Source organism: Actinokineospora enzanensis DSM 44649 (assembly GCF_000374445.1).
GTDB lineage: Bacteria > Actinomycetota > Actinomycetes > Mycobacteriales > Pseudonocardiaceae > Actinokineospora > Actinokineospora enzanensis.
Genome location: NZ_KB894412.1, coordinates 16383 through 31464, shown reverse-complemented (window position 1 = coordinate 31464; position 15082 = coordinate 16383). Strand labels below are relative to the sequence as shown.

Below are 15082 nucleotides of genomic sequence, written 5' to 3'. Positions count from 1 at the left end.
CGGAACGTCATCCGGGTATTGACGGGTCGAGTCGCAGTCACGCTCCGGGGCGCGCCACTAGGTCGAACGGTGGTCTTCGCCGCGCAGTTCGGCTGCTTCGCCCGTTCTGCCGAGAGCGTCCAGGGTGACGGCGAGGTCGACGCGGGCGCGGAGCGTGCTCGGATGCCGCTCACCCCGGGTGCGGCGGCGGACCGTGAGAACGGCGCGGTGGAGGTCGGCGGCTTCCTCGTAGCGGCCCAGCGCGTGCAGGGCGGTGGCGAGCCTGGTCCGGGTGTCGAGGGTGTTGGGGTGGTCCTCGCGTTGGGCTCGGGTCTCCAGTTCGGCGCGGTATAGCTCGGCGGCTTTCCTGTGTCGGCCCAGGACGGGTAGCGCGTCCGCGTGGTCGCGCTGGCTGCGCAGGGTGTGCGGGTGGTCCGCGCCGAGAGTGCGGCGCCGGATGTCGTAGGTGGCGCGGTGGAGTCTGGCTGCTTCCCGGTGCCTGCCGAGTTCTTGCAGCGCGGCGGCCAGATTGCGCCTACAGCGCGAGGCTCGGGGGTGCGTCGCGCTGTAGCGCAGCTCGTTGGCCTTGAGGATTCGTCGCAGGACGGTGACGGCGGCGTCGGTGTCGCCGTGTCGCCTGAGTCGGTCGGCCAGCGAGTTCAGGAGTGCGCGGACGGCGCGGTAGGAGTGCCACGCGTCGATCATGGTCAGGCGTACCAGGTGGGGGACGAGTAGCGGCAGGACCGGATCGGGCGAGCTGGTCTGGGCGAGGCGGTCGAGGGTGAAGCCGATCAGGGCGTTCTCGATGCCGAGCGCCCAGTCCGCGGGGGCGGGCCGCGCCATGAGGCGGACGACTTGCCGGGCCAGGGGGTGCACCTTGACGGTGGACCGGGCGGTGACGAGGTGGTGGCGGCGCAACTGGTCGAGCGCCCTGTCGATCGCCGACTGGGAGAGATCGCGCGGGGGCGCCACGAGCGCGGGGGTGATGAGTTCGCGGGGAATGGGGGCCGCGCTGAGTTGTGCGAGGGCGTGCAACAGGCGGTCGGCCGGGTTGCGGACCGGAACCGCCATCGAACTCGTCATAGCCCGAATGCCTACACCAGCCGGACGCTATCGATCTCCTCGATTTCGTTCGGTTCGACCGGTGCCGGTGCCGAGCGCGCTACCGGGTCGCGGTGATGTCGAGCCTTCCGATCCGGTTCGTGGTCAACAGGCCGAACCACACCGAACCCGGTTCGTGCACGTTGATATCGCACGGGTACGAGGCCGACGACGGTGTCGGCCACATCCGCACCTCGTGCGTCACCGGGTCGAACCGGGCGATCTGGTTGCCCAGGCCGAACAACGCCGGGAAGCTCACCGCGAAGTAGATGTTCCCGTCGCTCGCCTCCGCGATCGGCCCCGGCATCGGCAGCGGGTTGCCGATACTGCCGATGCCCAGCCCGTCGAGGATGCTGGTCAGCAGGCCGTCGACGCCCAGCAGCGGGTACTCGGTGATCTGCCCCGTCGCCGGGTTGATGCGGGCGATCTTCATGCCGAGCGCCTCGCCCACCCAGATCGTGCCGTCCGAGCCGGTGCGCACGCCGACCGGGAACGACGCCGGGGTGGGCATCGGATACTGGGTGAACGCGTGGGTGTCGACGTCGAGGGTGGCCACCTTGTTCAGTTGGGGGAGGTCGAAGACGACCGTGCGGCCGGGGCCGGGCTTGATGATGCCGAACAGCGCCCCCACCTGGCCCAGGATCTCGCCCGGCACCCGGTACTTGCTCCACGCGCCGGTGGCCGGGTCGTAGCGGCCGATGGAGTCGAGGCCGCCGAGGGTGAACCACAGTGCCCCGTCCGCGCCGAGGGCGATGTCGTTGGCCAGGCCGAGGCCGGTGTGCAGGGGGATGCCGAGCGCGTGCCCGCTGAACGCGTTGGCCCAGGGCAGGGCGAGCTCGGTCATCGAGCCGTCGGTGGTGTCGACCCGGAGCAGGCTGTTGCCGGTGACCTGGGGCATCCACAGGTTGCCCGCCCGGTCCAGGTCCATGCCGCCCGGCACGGACAACGGCATGGGGGTGCTGAAGTTCGTGAACCGTCCGGTCGCCGGGTCGAACCGGGCCACCTGGCTGCTCAGGTACTGCTCCACCCACAGCGAACCCCGGTCGTCGAACTCGACCTCGCACACGCCGCCCACGGGCAGCGCCGAGGGCACCGGGCCGTATTCGGTGATCGGTGAGGCGGCCGCCGCCGGTTGGGCGAGCAGCAGCGGCAGAACGGTGGTGAGCGCGATCAGCTTGCGCCGCAAGGAAAGCATCGGGACTCCCGGGGTTGACCGTCCGCGATGCTAGTCGCCGGGTCCCGGCAGGCGCATCACTCGATCGAAGGAATCGTTGGCCTGCCCGGCGACCGATCAGTCATGTCCATTGTGGACATAACCCCGAACGGCGGATTGCAGGCGCCGGTATCCTGCGGTGGTGGACGACCGCGAGCCGCCCGGGACGCACAACGTGGTCAGTGGCGTGGTGCACGGTCCGGTCATCCAGGCGGAGACCATCACCGGCGGCATCCACCACCACGCACCCACGCCCGAGTCCGTCGCGCTCTCGTTGCTGCGTACGCAGGTCCGCGACCAATGGGCTACCGAAGCACGGTCGCGCGACCTGCTGCAACCCAGACCGCTGCGACTGCGCTGGCACACGGCCGCCGACCGCGTGCGCTCCCGGGACTCGGGCGTCATCGACGGATCCCTGCTGCACGAGCCCGACGACACTCGCCCCGCGGCCCAGCAACTCGTGGAGGAGATGCGGGACGGCCCACGGAACCAGTTGGTCGTGTTGGGCGTGCCCGGCGCGGGCAAGAGCACGCTCGCAATCCTCTACACCCTCGCAGCACTGGATCTAACCGCGACCGTCCCCGTCCTGCTGTCCATCGCGGGCTGGAACCCCGACGAGCCACTACGCGCGTGGTGCACACGCCGAATCGTCGAGGACTACCCGGGCCACTCGCGCGAACTGGTCGCCCGGCTACTGTCCGCGGGCGACATCGTGCCGGTGCTCGACGGCCTGGACGAGATGCCATCGCGCGGCCGCGTCCTCGACCAGGTGGAGCGCTCCGGTCTGCGGTTGGTGCTCACCTGCCGCGGCGACGAGTACGCCCAGGCCGTGACCGCGGCCGGACATCCGCTACCGGACGCGGCCGTCGTCGACATCCGGCCGGTCGTGGCCGCCGACATCGCGGACTTCCTGCGCCAAGGCGAGGACGCCGAGACCGACCGCTGGAGCACGGTCCTGCACGACACGACCGTGGCGAGCGCGTTGTCCACGCCATTGATGATCAGCCTCGCCCGACGCGTCTACCGGCGGCCCGCCGACCCGGCCACCCTGCGGACACACGACACCGCCGAGGAGATCCGAGACCACCTCGTGGACCGCTACCTGCCCGCCGTCTACCCAGACCCGCGCGAACAGCGCTGGCTCACCTTCCTCGCCCACCACGTGAAAGACCAGGGCGGACCCGACTACGAGTGGTGGCGGCTGGCGCGCGCCCTGCCCCGACACGCCTTGACCATCCCCCTGGTCCTCGCGCTGCTGATCTTCGGGACGGCGATCGGGGCCTGCGTCGAGGCTGTCATGCCCACCAACCGGTCGGTCCCGCCGGGCACCGTCTTCGGCGCGCTCGGCGGCCTGCTGATCGGTGTGGTGGCGGCGATCCGCACCACGTCGGACCGCGCCGGATCCGGCCAGCGCGACGCGGTGCGGGACACGGTGGCCGCCGCCGTCGCGCTCGTCGTCGCGGCCGCGCTGATGACCGGGATCGGTTTGTTGGTCGCCGGGAAGTGGACCCGGATGATCCTGCGGAACCTGGAGCACGACCTTCCGCTGCCGATACTCATCCCGGCCGTGGCGGTGCTGCTGGTCGTGATGCTCACGCACGGACTCAGCCGCTCCCGCGCCCCGCGACCCCATCGTGTCCGCCCCGCACGCTCCCAGCTGGTGAACGCGCTGGGCAGCGGACTCGGTGCCGCCGTCGCCGTCGGGCCGGTCGCGGTCGTGACGATGCTGGCCTGGCCGCTGGTGTCCGGCTGGCTGCTGGTCTTCACCGCCGTCGTCGCCCTGCTGGTCGGCCTGGGGCGCTGGCTGACCGCGCCCGCCGCGGAGGACACGGCCGTGACCCCGGCCGTGCTGCTCCGCGCCGACCGTGACGTGCTGCTGTTCACCGGCGGGATGAGCGGGCTGGTGGTGGCCGTGCTGGTGTGGGTCGGGATGCGGCTGTTCCTCGGGGTGAATCCGGAACTCGACGACTCCGTCCGGGAGAGCTGGACCTTCCCGGTGATCATCGGATTGTTCGTGACCACCTGCGTGATCGCGGCGTCCGGATCGGCATGGGTCACCTACACGGTCGCCCGCCTGCACCTCGCCACGACCCGGCGGCTCCCGTTGCGGCTGTCCCGTTTCCTGCGCCACGCCCACCGCAAGGGCGTACTGCGCCAGACCGGACCCGCCTACCAGTTCCGCCACCTGATCGTGCGCGATCACCTGGCAGAGCGGTACCCGGCACCGAATCGGCGCCGGGTACCGGAAGCTCAGCCGCGCGCGTAGACCTGCCTGCCCGCGAACCAGGTCTCGTCGACCGTGGTGGACATCAGGTCGGTGACCTCGGACTCGAACGGGTTCCGGTCCAGCACCAGGAAGTCCGCCGACTTGCCCGGCACCAGCGACCCGGTCACGTCGTCCACGCCCATCGCCCGAGCCCCCGAGAGGGTGAACGCCTCGACGGCCTCCGCGAGCGTGATCGCCTGCTCCGCCCACAGCGAACCGGGGTGCACGCCCGCCGGGTCCTGCCGGGTGATCAGGCCCTGGATGCCCTCCCACGCGTTCGGGGACTCGCTGACCGGCCAGTCCGAACCGCCCGCGACCAGCGCGCCGGTGTCGAGCAGTTCGCGGTTGGGCTGCATCCGGGCGGCGCGCTCGGCGGGCAGCACGTTGCCGATCGCGGTCGGGATGACGCCCGGCACCCACAGGAACGGGGAGATGTCCGCGGCCACGCCCAGCGCGCCGAACCGGGCCAGGTCGTCGGGGTGCACGAACTGGCCATGCGCGACCTGGAACTTCGTCGTGGCGTGCCCCTCGGCCCGCAGCTTCTCCACCGCGTCCAGGGTGGCCCGCACGGAGGCGTCACCGGTGCAGTGGATCTTGGCACCGAGCCCGGCCTCGGCCGCCGCGCGCAGCCAGTCCAGCAGCTCGCCGTGCGGCATGGTGGTGGCACCGTGGAAGCAGGCGCCGTGCACCTCGTCCGGCAGGTACGGGTCCAGGAACGCGGCGGTGCGGGTGGGTGGCACGCCGTCGAGGAAGATCTTCACGAAGTCCGGGCGGTGTCGCTGGCCGCGGTACCGGCCCGCCAGCTCCATCAGCGGCCTGCCGATCGGGTCGAAACCGAAGATGGGATCGTTGAGCAGCAGCGACGACACGACCCACGCCTGCAGCTCGCCCGCGTCGTCGAGCTCCTTGAGGGCCTGCAGGATGTCCACCGAGACGCCCGCGTCCTGGAACGCGGTGATGCCGAACGAGTGCAGCACGCCGATGCCGTACCGGGACGCGGCCACGTTCTGCTCGGCGCTCAGCGGCTGGGCCTTGCGCAGCGCCCGCTCGATCTGCACGCCCGCGGCCTCCAGCAGCACGCCGGTGAGTGCGCCGGTCTCCGGGTCGCGCACGATCTCCCCGCCCGCCGGGGCCGGGGTCGCGTCGGTGACGCCCGCCAGCTCCAGCGCCCGGGTGCTGGCCCACCGGTTGTGCCTGCTGTCGTCGCACAGCACCACCGGCCGCCCGCCCGCGGCCTCGTCCAGCGCACGCCGCGCCGACTCCCGCGAGATCGTGTCTACCAGCGTAGACGCCCAGGCGCCGCCGACGACCCACTCGTCCTGGCCCAGGCCGCGCGCGTGCTCGCGGACCGCGTCCAGGATCTCCTCGAAGCCCTTGTCCAGCCCGAAAGTCAGCTCGAACAGCGCCGACCGCCCGGCCAGCGCGTGGTGGTTGTGCACGTCGACCAGACCGGGCATCACGAACGCGCCACCCAGGTCGCGAACCTCGGTGTCGGGCCCCGCCTCGACCTCGTCGAGCGAGGACACCTTGCCGTTCTCGACGGCCAACGACGTGGCCCACGGCCGGTCGGCGTCCACCGTGTAGACGGTGGCGTTGGTGAGGATCAGGTCGGCTGCCAAGGTGCGGTCACTCCCCGGTCGGGTCGTCGGCGGTCATCGGGCTCCGGCAGGTGCCGTGCTGGGCAGTCTTGGCTCGCCCGGAGCCCGGCGGAACCGGCCCGTGGGTGCTCGTGCGGCTCCGGACAAGAAGGATGCGCTGACGGCCAACCGCGCGCGACCGGGACCGCCAACACGAATGACGGCTTTCCCAGGTGAACCCGTGAATCGCGGGAAGCGGCCGCCCGATCTGGATGCCATGGACCAAGTCCCCACGATCGAGCGAATCACACCCCCCGGATCGCCCCGAGTCGCCATCTTGAGAAGCCCCGCCCCACCAGGGGGCGGGCCCGCCTATGACCCTACGAAATCGCGAGACTTGTCAATATCCCCCGATCCGGAACTGTGGACGACTCCGGCGACCTGTGGACAACCGCACCCGTCGGGAACCGAAGCTGCCACCGGTCCCGCTCGGCGCAGCCGGGCGCCGGGGCGAACCCCAGCACCCACCCCTCACCTAACGGATGCGCTTGATCTCGCCCCGCGCCCGATAGAACGAGCCGCTGGCCGACGTGAGCACCTCCGACACCACATACCGCGCCCCCGGCACGCGAATGTGCTTGGGGAACTGCACCCCCCACGCCTGGTTATAACCCTCCGACACCACATGCACCCGCACGCGACCGGACTCCTGTACGCATTCGACCACCACACCATCCCCCGGCGCCGTCACGACCTCCACCTCGGCCGTGGCCTCGACCCGGGCCACCGTGCCCGCCTTGATGTCCTGACGCGGCGGCAGCTGCCCCTGCTCGGCCGCGTGCACCGCAGTCGGGCTGGCGTCGACGCAGGCCAGGGAACCGTCCGTGGTCACCAGGTAGAGGCGCTCGTCCCGGTACTGCATGGAGAACGCCGAGCCGCAGCCGGTGCCCAGCTTCCACAGCCGGGTGCCATCGGCGGCGAAGCAGTAGATCGAGGACTGGTTGTCGCCCGCGAACACGAACTCGCCGTCCGGGGAGGTGGCGCAGGAGAACACCGCCGCGTCGCAACGGTACGCGCCCACCGCGCGGCCGTCGGACTTGGCGAACCGGTGCACCCAGCCGCGGCTCGTGCCCGCGAACACCTCGGCCCGCTCCTGCCAGCCGAACAGCACCGCGCCGTCGGTCTCCGCGTGCCACACCCGGTCACCGCGGCTCGCGTAATGGGTGACCCCGCGCGAGTGACCGTGGAACACGCCCTCCGCCGAGCAGCGCACCATCCAGCCGCTGTCGCCGCCGCTGGGGCGCGCCCACTGGAACTCGTCCTCGTGGTCGACGACCGTGACCGCGCCCTCCCGGTCGGACACGCCGAGCACGCCGTCGTGGATGTCCAGCCAGTAGATGTCCACGTCGTTGGCGATCTCGTAGGCCACCCGGGGCACCTTCGCGCCCAGGTCATAGACCTGCCCGTCGTCACAGCCCGCGTAGATCCAGAAGTCGTCGGCCACGATGCACTTCACCGCGTCCGGCAGCCCGAACCGGCCGGTGACCACGCCGTCGTGGGTCAGCGTGTAGACGTCGCCGTTCTCGTTGCCCACCCAGGCGTGGTCCTCGCCGATGAAGATCCCGAACGCGGGCGCCCCGGACGCGAACCGCCACAGCACCGGCGCCTGGGTGGCGGTCGAACGCGTGCTGACAATCTGCCGCCTGCTCACCGCCCGCCGCTGCCGCACACCCCGCACCGCGGGCGCGTACCCCTTGCGCACCTTCTCGCCGATCTTCTTCTCGGCCGCCTTCACCGCCTTGGCCGCGTCGGCGAAGGACGCGGTCCGGACCTGCCCCTGCTCCCCGATCCGCCCGTAGGTGATGGTGACCTCGGTGCCCTCGACGCGCACCTCGTAGAACTTGTGCGCGCCGTCCGTCTCGGACAGCTCCAGGTACGTCGTGGCGGACATGCGGTTCCTCTTCTCTCGGTGACCTGCCCGCACACTATCGGGGGACACCGACAGTCCCGACCCGGTCACGCGCGGGGTGGACCGCCTGCGCGACGATCCGCACCGACGCTCGCGCAAACCTTCTGCCGGACAAGAGAAGAATGCCCCGCGACCCGCCATGTCTCGTTGTGGATAACTCCCGACGGGGAAGGTGCCCGGGATGATTACATGGCCTATCCGAGGTGGCAGGCGGGATGAGGGTGATGGACGAGGACAGCACGGGCGACGCCGCGGCGGACGCGGTCGAGGTCGACGAGGACGCCGAGCGGGCCGAGCGCGCCGCCCGGCGGGGCAGGCGCGCGTCCTACATCCGGTTCGTCGCCTGGATCGTGTTCGGCGCGCTGGTGGTCACCGCCGGGGTCTACATCTGGTGGCAGGCCAAGCCGTCCATCGCGGACCTGCGGCACCAGGCGTTGCTGGACACCAAGTCCGAGCTGCGCATCGGGGTCATGTCCGACATGCCGGGCGTGTCCGAGCTGGACCCGGCCACGCACACCTACCGCGGCTTCGACATCGACATCGCCTACCTGGTCGCGGCCGATCTCGGGTTCCGGCGCGACCAGGTGCACTTCTACACGGTGAGCAACGAGGACCGGGAGAAGGCGTCGGTGCTCGCCGACGGCAAGAGCGTGCAGCTCGACATGGTCATCGCCGCCTACAGCATCACCGACGAGCGACAGCGCACCCCGTACGTGAACTTCTCCTCGCCCTACCTGCGCACGGAGCAGTCCGTGGTCACCCTGGCGGACCACCCGGACGTGCACGCCCTGCCGGACCTGACCGGCAAGCGGGTGTGCACGCTGGGCACGTCCACCTCGGCCTCGCCCGCGTCGAAGGCCGGGATCGTGGTGGTGCTGGAGGACAAGATCTCCACCTGCATGAAGCGGCTGACCGAGACCCACGACGTGGACGCGGTCACCACCGACGCGGTGATCCTGGCGGGCTTCCTCTACCAGGACACGCTGGCCAACCCCGGCCATCCCGCCCTGAAGGGCCACAACATCAGCCTGGAGGGTGAGGAGCTGTGGGGGATCAGCACCGGCGGCAAGACCGAGGACAAGGAGGCCCTGCGCAAGCTGGTCAACCTGTCGCTCTACAAGTCGCAGCACGACCCGAACGACACCCGGTGGGAGGAGGCGTTCGACCGCTCGCTGCGGGTCGAGCAGCCCGCCAGCGGTGACCAGCGGGTCGCCATCGACCAACAACCCGACGCGGAGAAGGAGGATGTCCGGCAGTGGCCGTGGCAGAACCTGGGCAGCGGCCCCACCACCCGGACGACGCCCCGGCCGAACGCGCGGCGCAGGCGCCCGGTGAGCTGAAGCCCAGCTGGCAGTGGGCGCTCGCGCTGCTGCCCAGCTTCCCGCTGATCCTGCTGGTGCTGCGGCTGTGGACGCTCAGCAGGCAGGACGTGCCCACGATGCTGATCCTGGTCCGGCACGTCAGCCCGCTGGGCCTGGTGGCGTCCCTGGTGATCTCGCTCGCCTGGGTGCCGCCGGTGGTGATCCTGACCGTCCGGGTGCTCGGCGACCTGCTGCGGGCCTGCGCGGACGACGGGCCCGCCCGCCCGTCGTGGCTCACCAGGACGGCCGACCGGCTGCCCGGCTGGGTGGCCGTGGCCGCGGGCATGTGGGCGGCGCTGAGCTGGGAGCTGCGGTTCCTGCCGACGCTGGGCGCGCTGCTGCTGGCGGTGTTCGGCCTGGCCATGCGCCGCCGCTACCCGCCGGGTCACCCGATGGTCGGCCAGACCGGGGTGCTGCTCCCGATCGTGGTCGGTGTGGCGGAGCTGGCCTGGATGGGCCCGGCGATCCTGGCCGGGGTGCACGGCGGCGAGCCGGTCACCGCGCTGCTGCTCGCCGTGCCGCCGGTGATCGGCCCGTTCCTCACCGGCCCGCTGCCGCCCCGCCTGGTCCGCGCCGCCACGCACTGGCCCGCCACGGTCGCCGCGTTCATCGCGCCGATCGCCATCGGCGCGATCTTCCTCCGCACCCCGATCCTGGCGACGGTCGCGCTGGAGGTCGGCAACCCGACCCCGACCCAGCTCACCCGCGGCGGGCTTGTCGACGTGGACGACCACATGACCCTGCTGCTGGGCGACGACGGCGACATCGACTTCATCCGCAACGACCTGGTGCAGGCGACAACGTTGTGCCCCGACGCCGACACGATGCCGTACAGCACGGTGTCGGTGCACGGTTGGCAGGTGGAGCGGACCGCCCTGCAATGGCTCCTCCCCACCCACCAACCCACCGACGACCCCCGCTGCGAAGGTCGGTTACCGCCTGGTTCCCCTGGACAGTAGGAACAACCGCCGTGCAGGGCGCGGCCATCGCAGTCACGTTCGCCAGCGTGACGCCGATGCTGTGCGCGAACAGCACCAGCGCGAGCCAGCCGACTGAGATGTCCTGTTCGGACAGTGCGATGGTCGCAGGCGTCGCGATCACGATCATCACCAGCACGGCGCACAGCGGTCCGACCCGTCCCAGGTCATCTCCACCCACCCCCAACTCGCACCACTAGCGGCGACGAGATCAGGGCTCGATACCCAGGATCCCCAGGAAAGCCGTCGCGGCCGGGGTTCGGCCGGTGCGGCTCCAGATCACATACTCGACGCGGGTGGGCGCGTCCGTCACCTCGATCGTGGTCACCCCGCTGAGCTTCGGTACGTAGGCGGCGGGGAAGAACGCGATCGCGAGGCCCTGTTCGACGAGCCGGACCATGTAGTCCGCCGTCGTCACCTCGTAGGCCACGTCCCGACTGAGACCCGCGGCCGTGAAGGCCTGATCGGACTGGAGCCGCGCGGCGGTCTCCGCGGGCAGCTCCACGAACACCTCGGTCGAGAGTCTGCGCAGGTCGACGGTCTTCTCCCCGGCGAGCGGATGATCCGGCGCGACCACGGCGACGAGCCGGTCCCTGGCCAGCTCGCGGGCCTCGACGCCCTCGGGGTGCGCGGTGGTCGGCAGACCGAGGAAGGCCACCTCGATGACGCCTTCGCGCACTTGGTCGACGAGCTCGTCGCTCGCGCCGACCCGGAGTCCGATCCTGACCTGCGGGTACCGCTCGTGGAACTCCCGGAGCGCCTGCGGCAGGTCCACCGCCGCGACCGTGGGGATCAACCCGACGGCCAAGCGCCCGCGGATCTCGCCGAGCGCGGCCGCGACCTCGGCTTTCGCCCGCTCGGCTGCCTCCAGGCACTGCCGCGCGGCGGGCAGGAACGCCGCGCAGGCCGGGGTCAGCCGCACGCGGCGGCTCGTGCGTTCGAACAGGCGCGTGCCCAACTCCCGTTCCAGGCGGGCGACCTGGTGACTGAGCGCGGACTGGACGACCCGGCAGTGCTCCGCGGCCTTGGTGAAGCTGTTCAGCTCGGCGACGGCGATGACATAGCGCAGCTGGTGAAGCTCCATGGATCAATCTTGGATCAAGATGGATAGCTTGACAAACATGTGTTGGACTGATTGATCGCGGCGGACGAGGCTTTCGAGTGTGCGCAGCCCACCGAAGCCCCTCCTGACGGCGATCCCGCCGATGGCCTGGGGCACGACCTATGTCGTCACGACCGAGTTCCTCCCGGCGGGACATCCGCTGTTCGCCGGACTTCTACGCGCGTTGCCCGCCGGGCTGGTCGCGTTGGCGAGCAGCCGGACGCTCCCTTGTGGAGGGTGGTGGGGCAAGGCGGCGGTGTTGGGACTGTTGAACATCGGGCTGTTCTTTCCATTGCTGTTCATCGCGGCCGAACGATTGCCCGGTGGCGTCGCCGCGACTCTCGCCGCTGCTCAGCCGTTGTTCGTCGCGGCGCTGGCGGTGGTGGTCCTGCGGGAACGGGTGTCCGGGTGGCGCCTTATGTGGGGAGTGGTCGGTGTCGTGGGGGTTGGGCTCGTGGTGATCGGGCCTGCTGCGGGCTTTGACGTGGTCGGGGTGCTCGCGGGTCTTGGTTGCGCGGGGACGATGGCGCTTGGGTTGACTCTTACCAAGCGGTGGGGACGTCCCGCCGGGGTCGGCGTCACTGCCTTTGCCGGGTGGCAGCTCACAGCGGGCGGCCTGTTTCTTGTGCCTGTCACGGTTCTCTTCGAAGGGGCGCCCCCTGTCGTGGATCTTCCTGCGGTGGTCGGCTACCTCTGGCTTGGGTCGGTTGGCGGTCTGATCGCCTACGTGCTCTGGTTTCGGGGGATTGCCGAGCTGCCGGTTGCCTCGGTCGCGGTTCTCGTTCTGTTGTCGCCGTTGGTGGCTGGGGTACTTGGTGCTGTTGTGCTTGACCAGGTGCTTCGGCCGGTCCAGCTCGTTGGGTTCGTTCTGTCGCTTGCGGCCATCGTTGCGGGGCAGTTGCCCGCGCCTGTCTTTGAAGGGGTTCACCGTGTCTGACAACATTCTGGTTACCGGGGCGACTGGCGGGCAGGGAGGTGCTGTCGTTCGGGCGTTGCTCGGTGATGGGTGGGTTGTGCATGCGTTGGTTCGTGATCCCGGGGCTGTGGGGGCCAAGGCTCTGGAGGCGCTGGGGGCGGACCTGGTTGTCGGTGACCTTGATGATCCGGCTGGGCTGAGGGTGGCGGCTCGGGGGATGCGCGGGGTTTTCAGTGTGCAGGCCGCGGACTTTGCTCGACCGGATCCGGAGACTGAGATACGTCGAGGTCGGAACGTTGCGGATGCTGCGTTGGCGGCTGGGGCGCATCTGGTCTACAGCTCTGTGGCTGGGGCTGATCGGGAGACCGGGGTCGCGCACTTCGCGTCGAAGGCTCGGGTCGAGGAGTACATCTGGTCGATCGGTGCCACGGCCACGGTGCTGCGGCCGGTGTTCTTCATGGAGAACTGGGAGTATCTGCTGCCGGAGACGGTGAATGGCGAGCGGGTCGTATCTTTGGCGTTGGATGCGGACACTCCGCTTCAGATGATTGCGCTTGCCGATATCGGGCGGATTGTGGCGGATGCCTTTGACAAGCCCTCGGTCTTTGTGGGTGTTACTGCCGAGATCGCGGGGGATGAGGTGGCTGTGCGGCGGATCGGCGAATTGTTCAGTGGGGCTGACGGGGTTCCTACGCGGTTTGTTCGGAGGGCGGGGGAGGAGCTGTGGGCTGAGGTGCCGGAGTATGCGCGGATGTATCGGTGGATTGATGCCGAGGGGTTTCGGGTTGATATCGACGCGCTTCGCGATCGGTACCCTGGGTTGCTGACGTTCGCTACCTGGCTGCGCGGGCGGCGATCGTAGGTTGTCGGGGCCTGAGGCGTAGGAACTTCGTCCGGTGATCCACACCTCGTCGACCACACGTTACGTCCACACCCACCCGGACGATTGATGATCGTCGAGACGGGTGAGGGAGGCGGCAGTGGACGGTGTCGTGATCGGGCACGGGCAGCACAACGGCCGGGACGAGGTCACCGTGCCGAAGGGCCTGCAGGTGCGGTTCTTCACCGAGCCGGACGCGCCGCTGTTGATGGTGAACCTGCTGGAGCTGCTCAAGCGGGACAACCCCCGCACGCCGATGTACACCATGGACCCGGGCACCACCATCCCGAACTACGAGTACGGCCCCTTCCGCGACCACGAGCTACTGGCGGTGGAGACGTTCGACGAGCTGACCCTCCCCAAGCTCGTCGTCGGCACCGCGTCCCGCCGCGACCCGATCCACCTCTGCGAGACCCCCGCCAAGTGCCCCAAGGACGGCCCCCACAAGTGCGGCGGCGTACTGGCCATCGCCGCGGAGAAAGGCTGGCAGCGCCTCCTGGTGATCGCCTGCCGCCTGCGCGAGAACCACCGCCCGGTCGAACCCCCGTACCTGATGACCCCCGCAGGCCGCGACCAGTCCGTGTTCGACGCCCTGCTCGGCTGGGTCACCCGGTTCGTCGCCATGCCCGCGCAGACCCAGGACACCACCTGGGAGGCGCTGTCCGCCAAGGAACGCATCCGCCTCCTGGCCGTCGAGGACGAGATCCGCGCCTGGTCGAGCTGCCACGACCTCCGCAAGAAGATCGCCGCCGACCGCGCCGCCGCCCCTGCCCTGGTCAAGGCCACCACTCCGGAAAATCGCCTCCGCCTCCTCCGCGACTACCCATCCCTCCGCGACCTCGTCATCGCCGAACCACCGTTGTCCCCCGAGGAACGCGCACTGATCCCCAACTTCCTCCGCGAACCCTTCGAGGTCCAACATGGAGCCTGGTACGGCCTGGACCCCGAGGACCGGGTCCGCTGGTCCACCGTCCCCGCCTTCGCCTCCTGGGCCGCCGCCTTCAACGCCTGCGAGCTCTTCGACGGCGGCCTTCGCGGCGAGAACCTGTTGGGCCTGTTGCGGAAGCTGGACCCGGCGGCCAAGGCGATCGTCCATTCGGAACCGGACCTGGCCGCGTACCTGAAGGAACACTCGTACACGATCTGAGCGTCACCTCTTGTGCGCGCGCCTTCCGCTTCGGCCGGGTCCGATGCCTGTCGCTCGGTCCGGAGCGGCAGGACGTCGGTTCGTCGCCCCTCGGCGAGTGCGCGAAAGTCGACGACCCGGAGTCCGAGCCGCCCCCAGATGGCGATCCGGTCGAACTGGTCGATTCCCGACACCGCCGCGTACTGCTCGGCGGTCAACCGCAGCGGATCGTTCAACTCCGGGAACGCCACAACCGGCCCCAGTGCGAACAACCCGCAGGCGAACTCCCGGCAGGCATCCACCGGTGGCCGCAACAATCCGCGTCCGCGAGACTCCGGGAGCACGTAGACGTAGTCGAGATGAGCGGTCACCACTCCCCACTCAAGCAACGGCGTCACGATGACACTCGCGCCGCCCACCACCACCCCGTCGACCTCGGCAACCAGTACCAGCTCCCGATAAGGACCGAACCGCGCCGAAATCCGCTCGCACGCCGAGCCATGATTGACGTGGTGCCTCCCAGGCGGTCGGGGCATCGTAGCCCGGTGGTGCGCGTTCCGGACCGGGAAGAGGCCAATGGCCGCATGTCGGGGGCGGAAGCCCGCTGGTCCGTTC

General features: G+C 70.1%; 11 protein-coding genes and 1 pseudogene. 6 read left to right on the top strand and 6 right to left on the bottom strand.

The features are described 5' to 3' along the window. Window positions 1-57 precede the first annotated feature (57 nt). Window positions 58-1050, bottom strand: coding sequence for a tetratricopeptide repeat protein (locus C503_RS0114290; protein ID WP_018682896.1), 993 nt, complete (start codon window positions 1048-1050; stop codon window positions 58-60). Between the two features lie 91 nt (window positions 1051-1141). Continuing rightward, on the bottom strand, window positions 1142-2275 hold the full coding sequence (locus C503_RS0114285) for a Vgb family protein (RefSeq protein WP_018682895.1): 1134 nt from the start codon (window positions 2273-2275) through the stop codon (window positions 1142-1144). 160 nt (window positions 2276-2435) lie between these two features. On the opposite strand from C503_RS0114285, the gene C503_RS0114280 reads away from it, so the two are divergent. Next, on the top strand, window positions 2436-4559 hold the full coding sequence (locus C503_RS0114280; RefSeq protein ID WP_156893208.1) for an NACHT domain-containing protein: 2124 nt from the start codon (window positions 2436-2438) through the stop codon (window positions 4557-4559). Here the strand turns inward: C503_RS0114280 and C503_RS0114275 are convergent. Together C503_RS0114275 and C503_RS0114270 are read right to left on the bottom strand one after the other, a co-directional pair. Further along, the gene (locus C503_RS0114275) at window positions 4544-6178 is read right to left on the bottom strand and encodes an amidohydrolase (RefSeq protein ID WP_018682893.1); all 1635 of its coding nucleotides are present in this window, start codon (window positions 6176-6178) and stop codon (window positions 4544-4546) included. The genes C503_RS0114280 and C503_RS0114275 overlap by 16 nt on opposite strands. Window positions 6179-6671: 493 nt before the next feature. Beyond that, window positions 6672-8087 carry a WGR domain-containing protein gene (locus tag C503_RS0114270; RefSeq protein ID WP_018682892.1) on the bottom strand — a complete coding sequence of 472 codons (1416 nt, stop codon included), beginning with the start codon at window positions 8085-8087 and terminating at the stop codon, window positions 6672-6674. A gap of 233 nt (window positions 8088-8320) precedes the next feature. Here C503_RS0114270 and C503_RS39325 point away from each other — a divergent pair, with 233 nt between their 5' ends. Together C503_RS39325 and C503_RS39320 are read left to right on the top strand one after the other, a co-directional pair. After that, a complete protein-coding gene (locus C503_RS39325; protein WP_051114822.1) occupies window positions 8321-9445 on the top strand; it encodes a transporter substrate-binding domain-containing protein in 1125 nt (374 codons plus the stop codon). Beyond that, on the top strand, window positions 9361-10425 hold the full coding sequence (locus tag C503_RS39320; RefSeq protein ID WP_018682890.1) for a hypothetical protein: 1065 nt from the start codon (window positions 9361-9363) through the stop codon (window positions 10423-10425). The genes C503_RS39325 and C503_RS39320 overlap by 85 nt, the downstream gene beginning before the upstream one ends. A 229-nt stretch (window positions 10426-10654) precedes the next feature. Here C503_RS39320 and C503_RS0114250 read toward each other — a convergent pair whose 3' ends face one another. Then, window positions 10655-11527 (bottom strand): LysR family transcriptional regulator, encoded by an 873-nt coding sequence (locus tag C503_RS0114250; protein WP_018682888.1) that lies wholly within the window; start codon window positions 11525-11527, stop codon window positions 10655-10657. Between the two features lie 79 nt (window positions 11528-11606). Between C503_RS0114250 and C503_RS0114240 the strand changes: the two genes are divergently transcribed. The 3 genes from C503_RS0114240 to C503_RS0114230 all read left to right on the top strand — a co-directional run bounded on the left by C503_RS0114240 (window position 11607) and on the right by C503_RS0114230 (window position 14488). After that, on the top strand, window positions 11607-12482 hold the full coding sequence (locus C503_RS0114240) for an EamA family transporter (RefSeq protein ID WP_281170507.1): 876 nt from the start codon (window positions 11607-11609) through the stop codon (window positions 12480-12482). Further along, a complete protein-coding gene (locus C503_RS0114235) occupies window positions 12475-13323 on the top strand; it encodes an NmrA family NAD(P)-binding protein (RefSeq protein WP_026316300.1) in 849 nt (282 codons plus the stop codon). The genes C503_RS0114240 and C503_RS0114235 overlap by 8 nt, the downstream gene beginning before the upstream one ends. A gap of 118 nt (window positions 13324-13441) precedes the next feature. Continuing rightward, window positions 13442-14488 (top strand): putative adhesin, encoded by a 1047-nt coding sequence (locus tag C503_RS0114230; protein WP_018682884.1) that lies wholly within the window; start codon window positions 13442-13444, stop codon window positions 14486-14488. Between the two features lie 305 nt (window positions 14489-14793). Here C503_RS0114230 and C503_RS48870 read toward each other — a convergent pair. After that, window positions 14794-15003, bottom strand: a pseudogene (locus C503_RS48870) (hypothetical protein); the annotation flags it as partial. Window positions 15004-15082 lie beyond the last annotated feature (79 nt).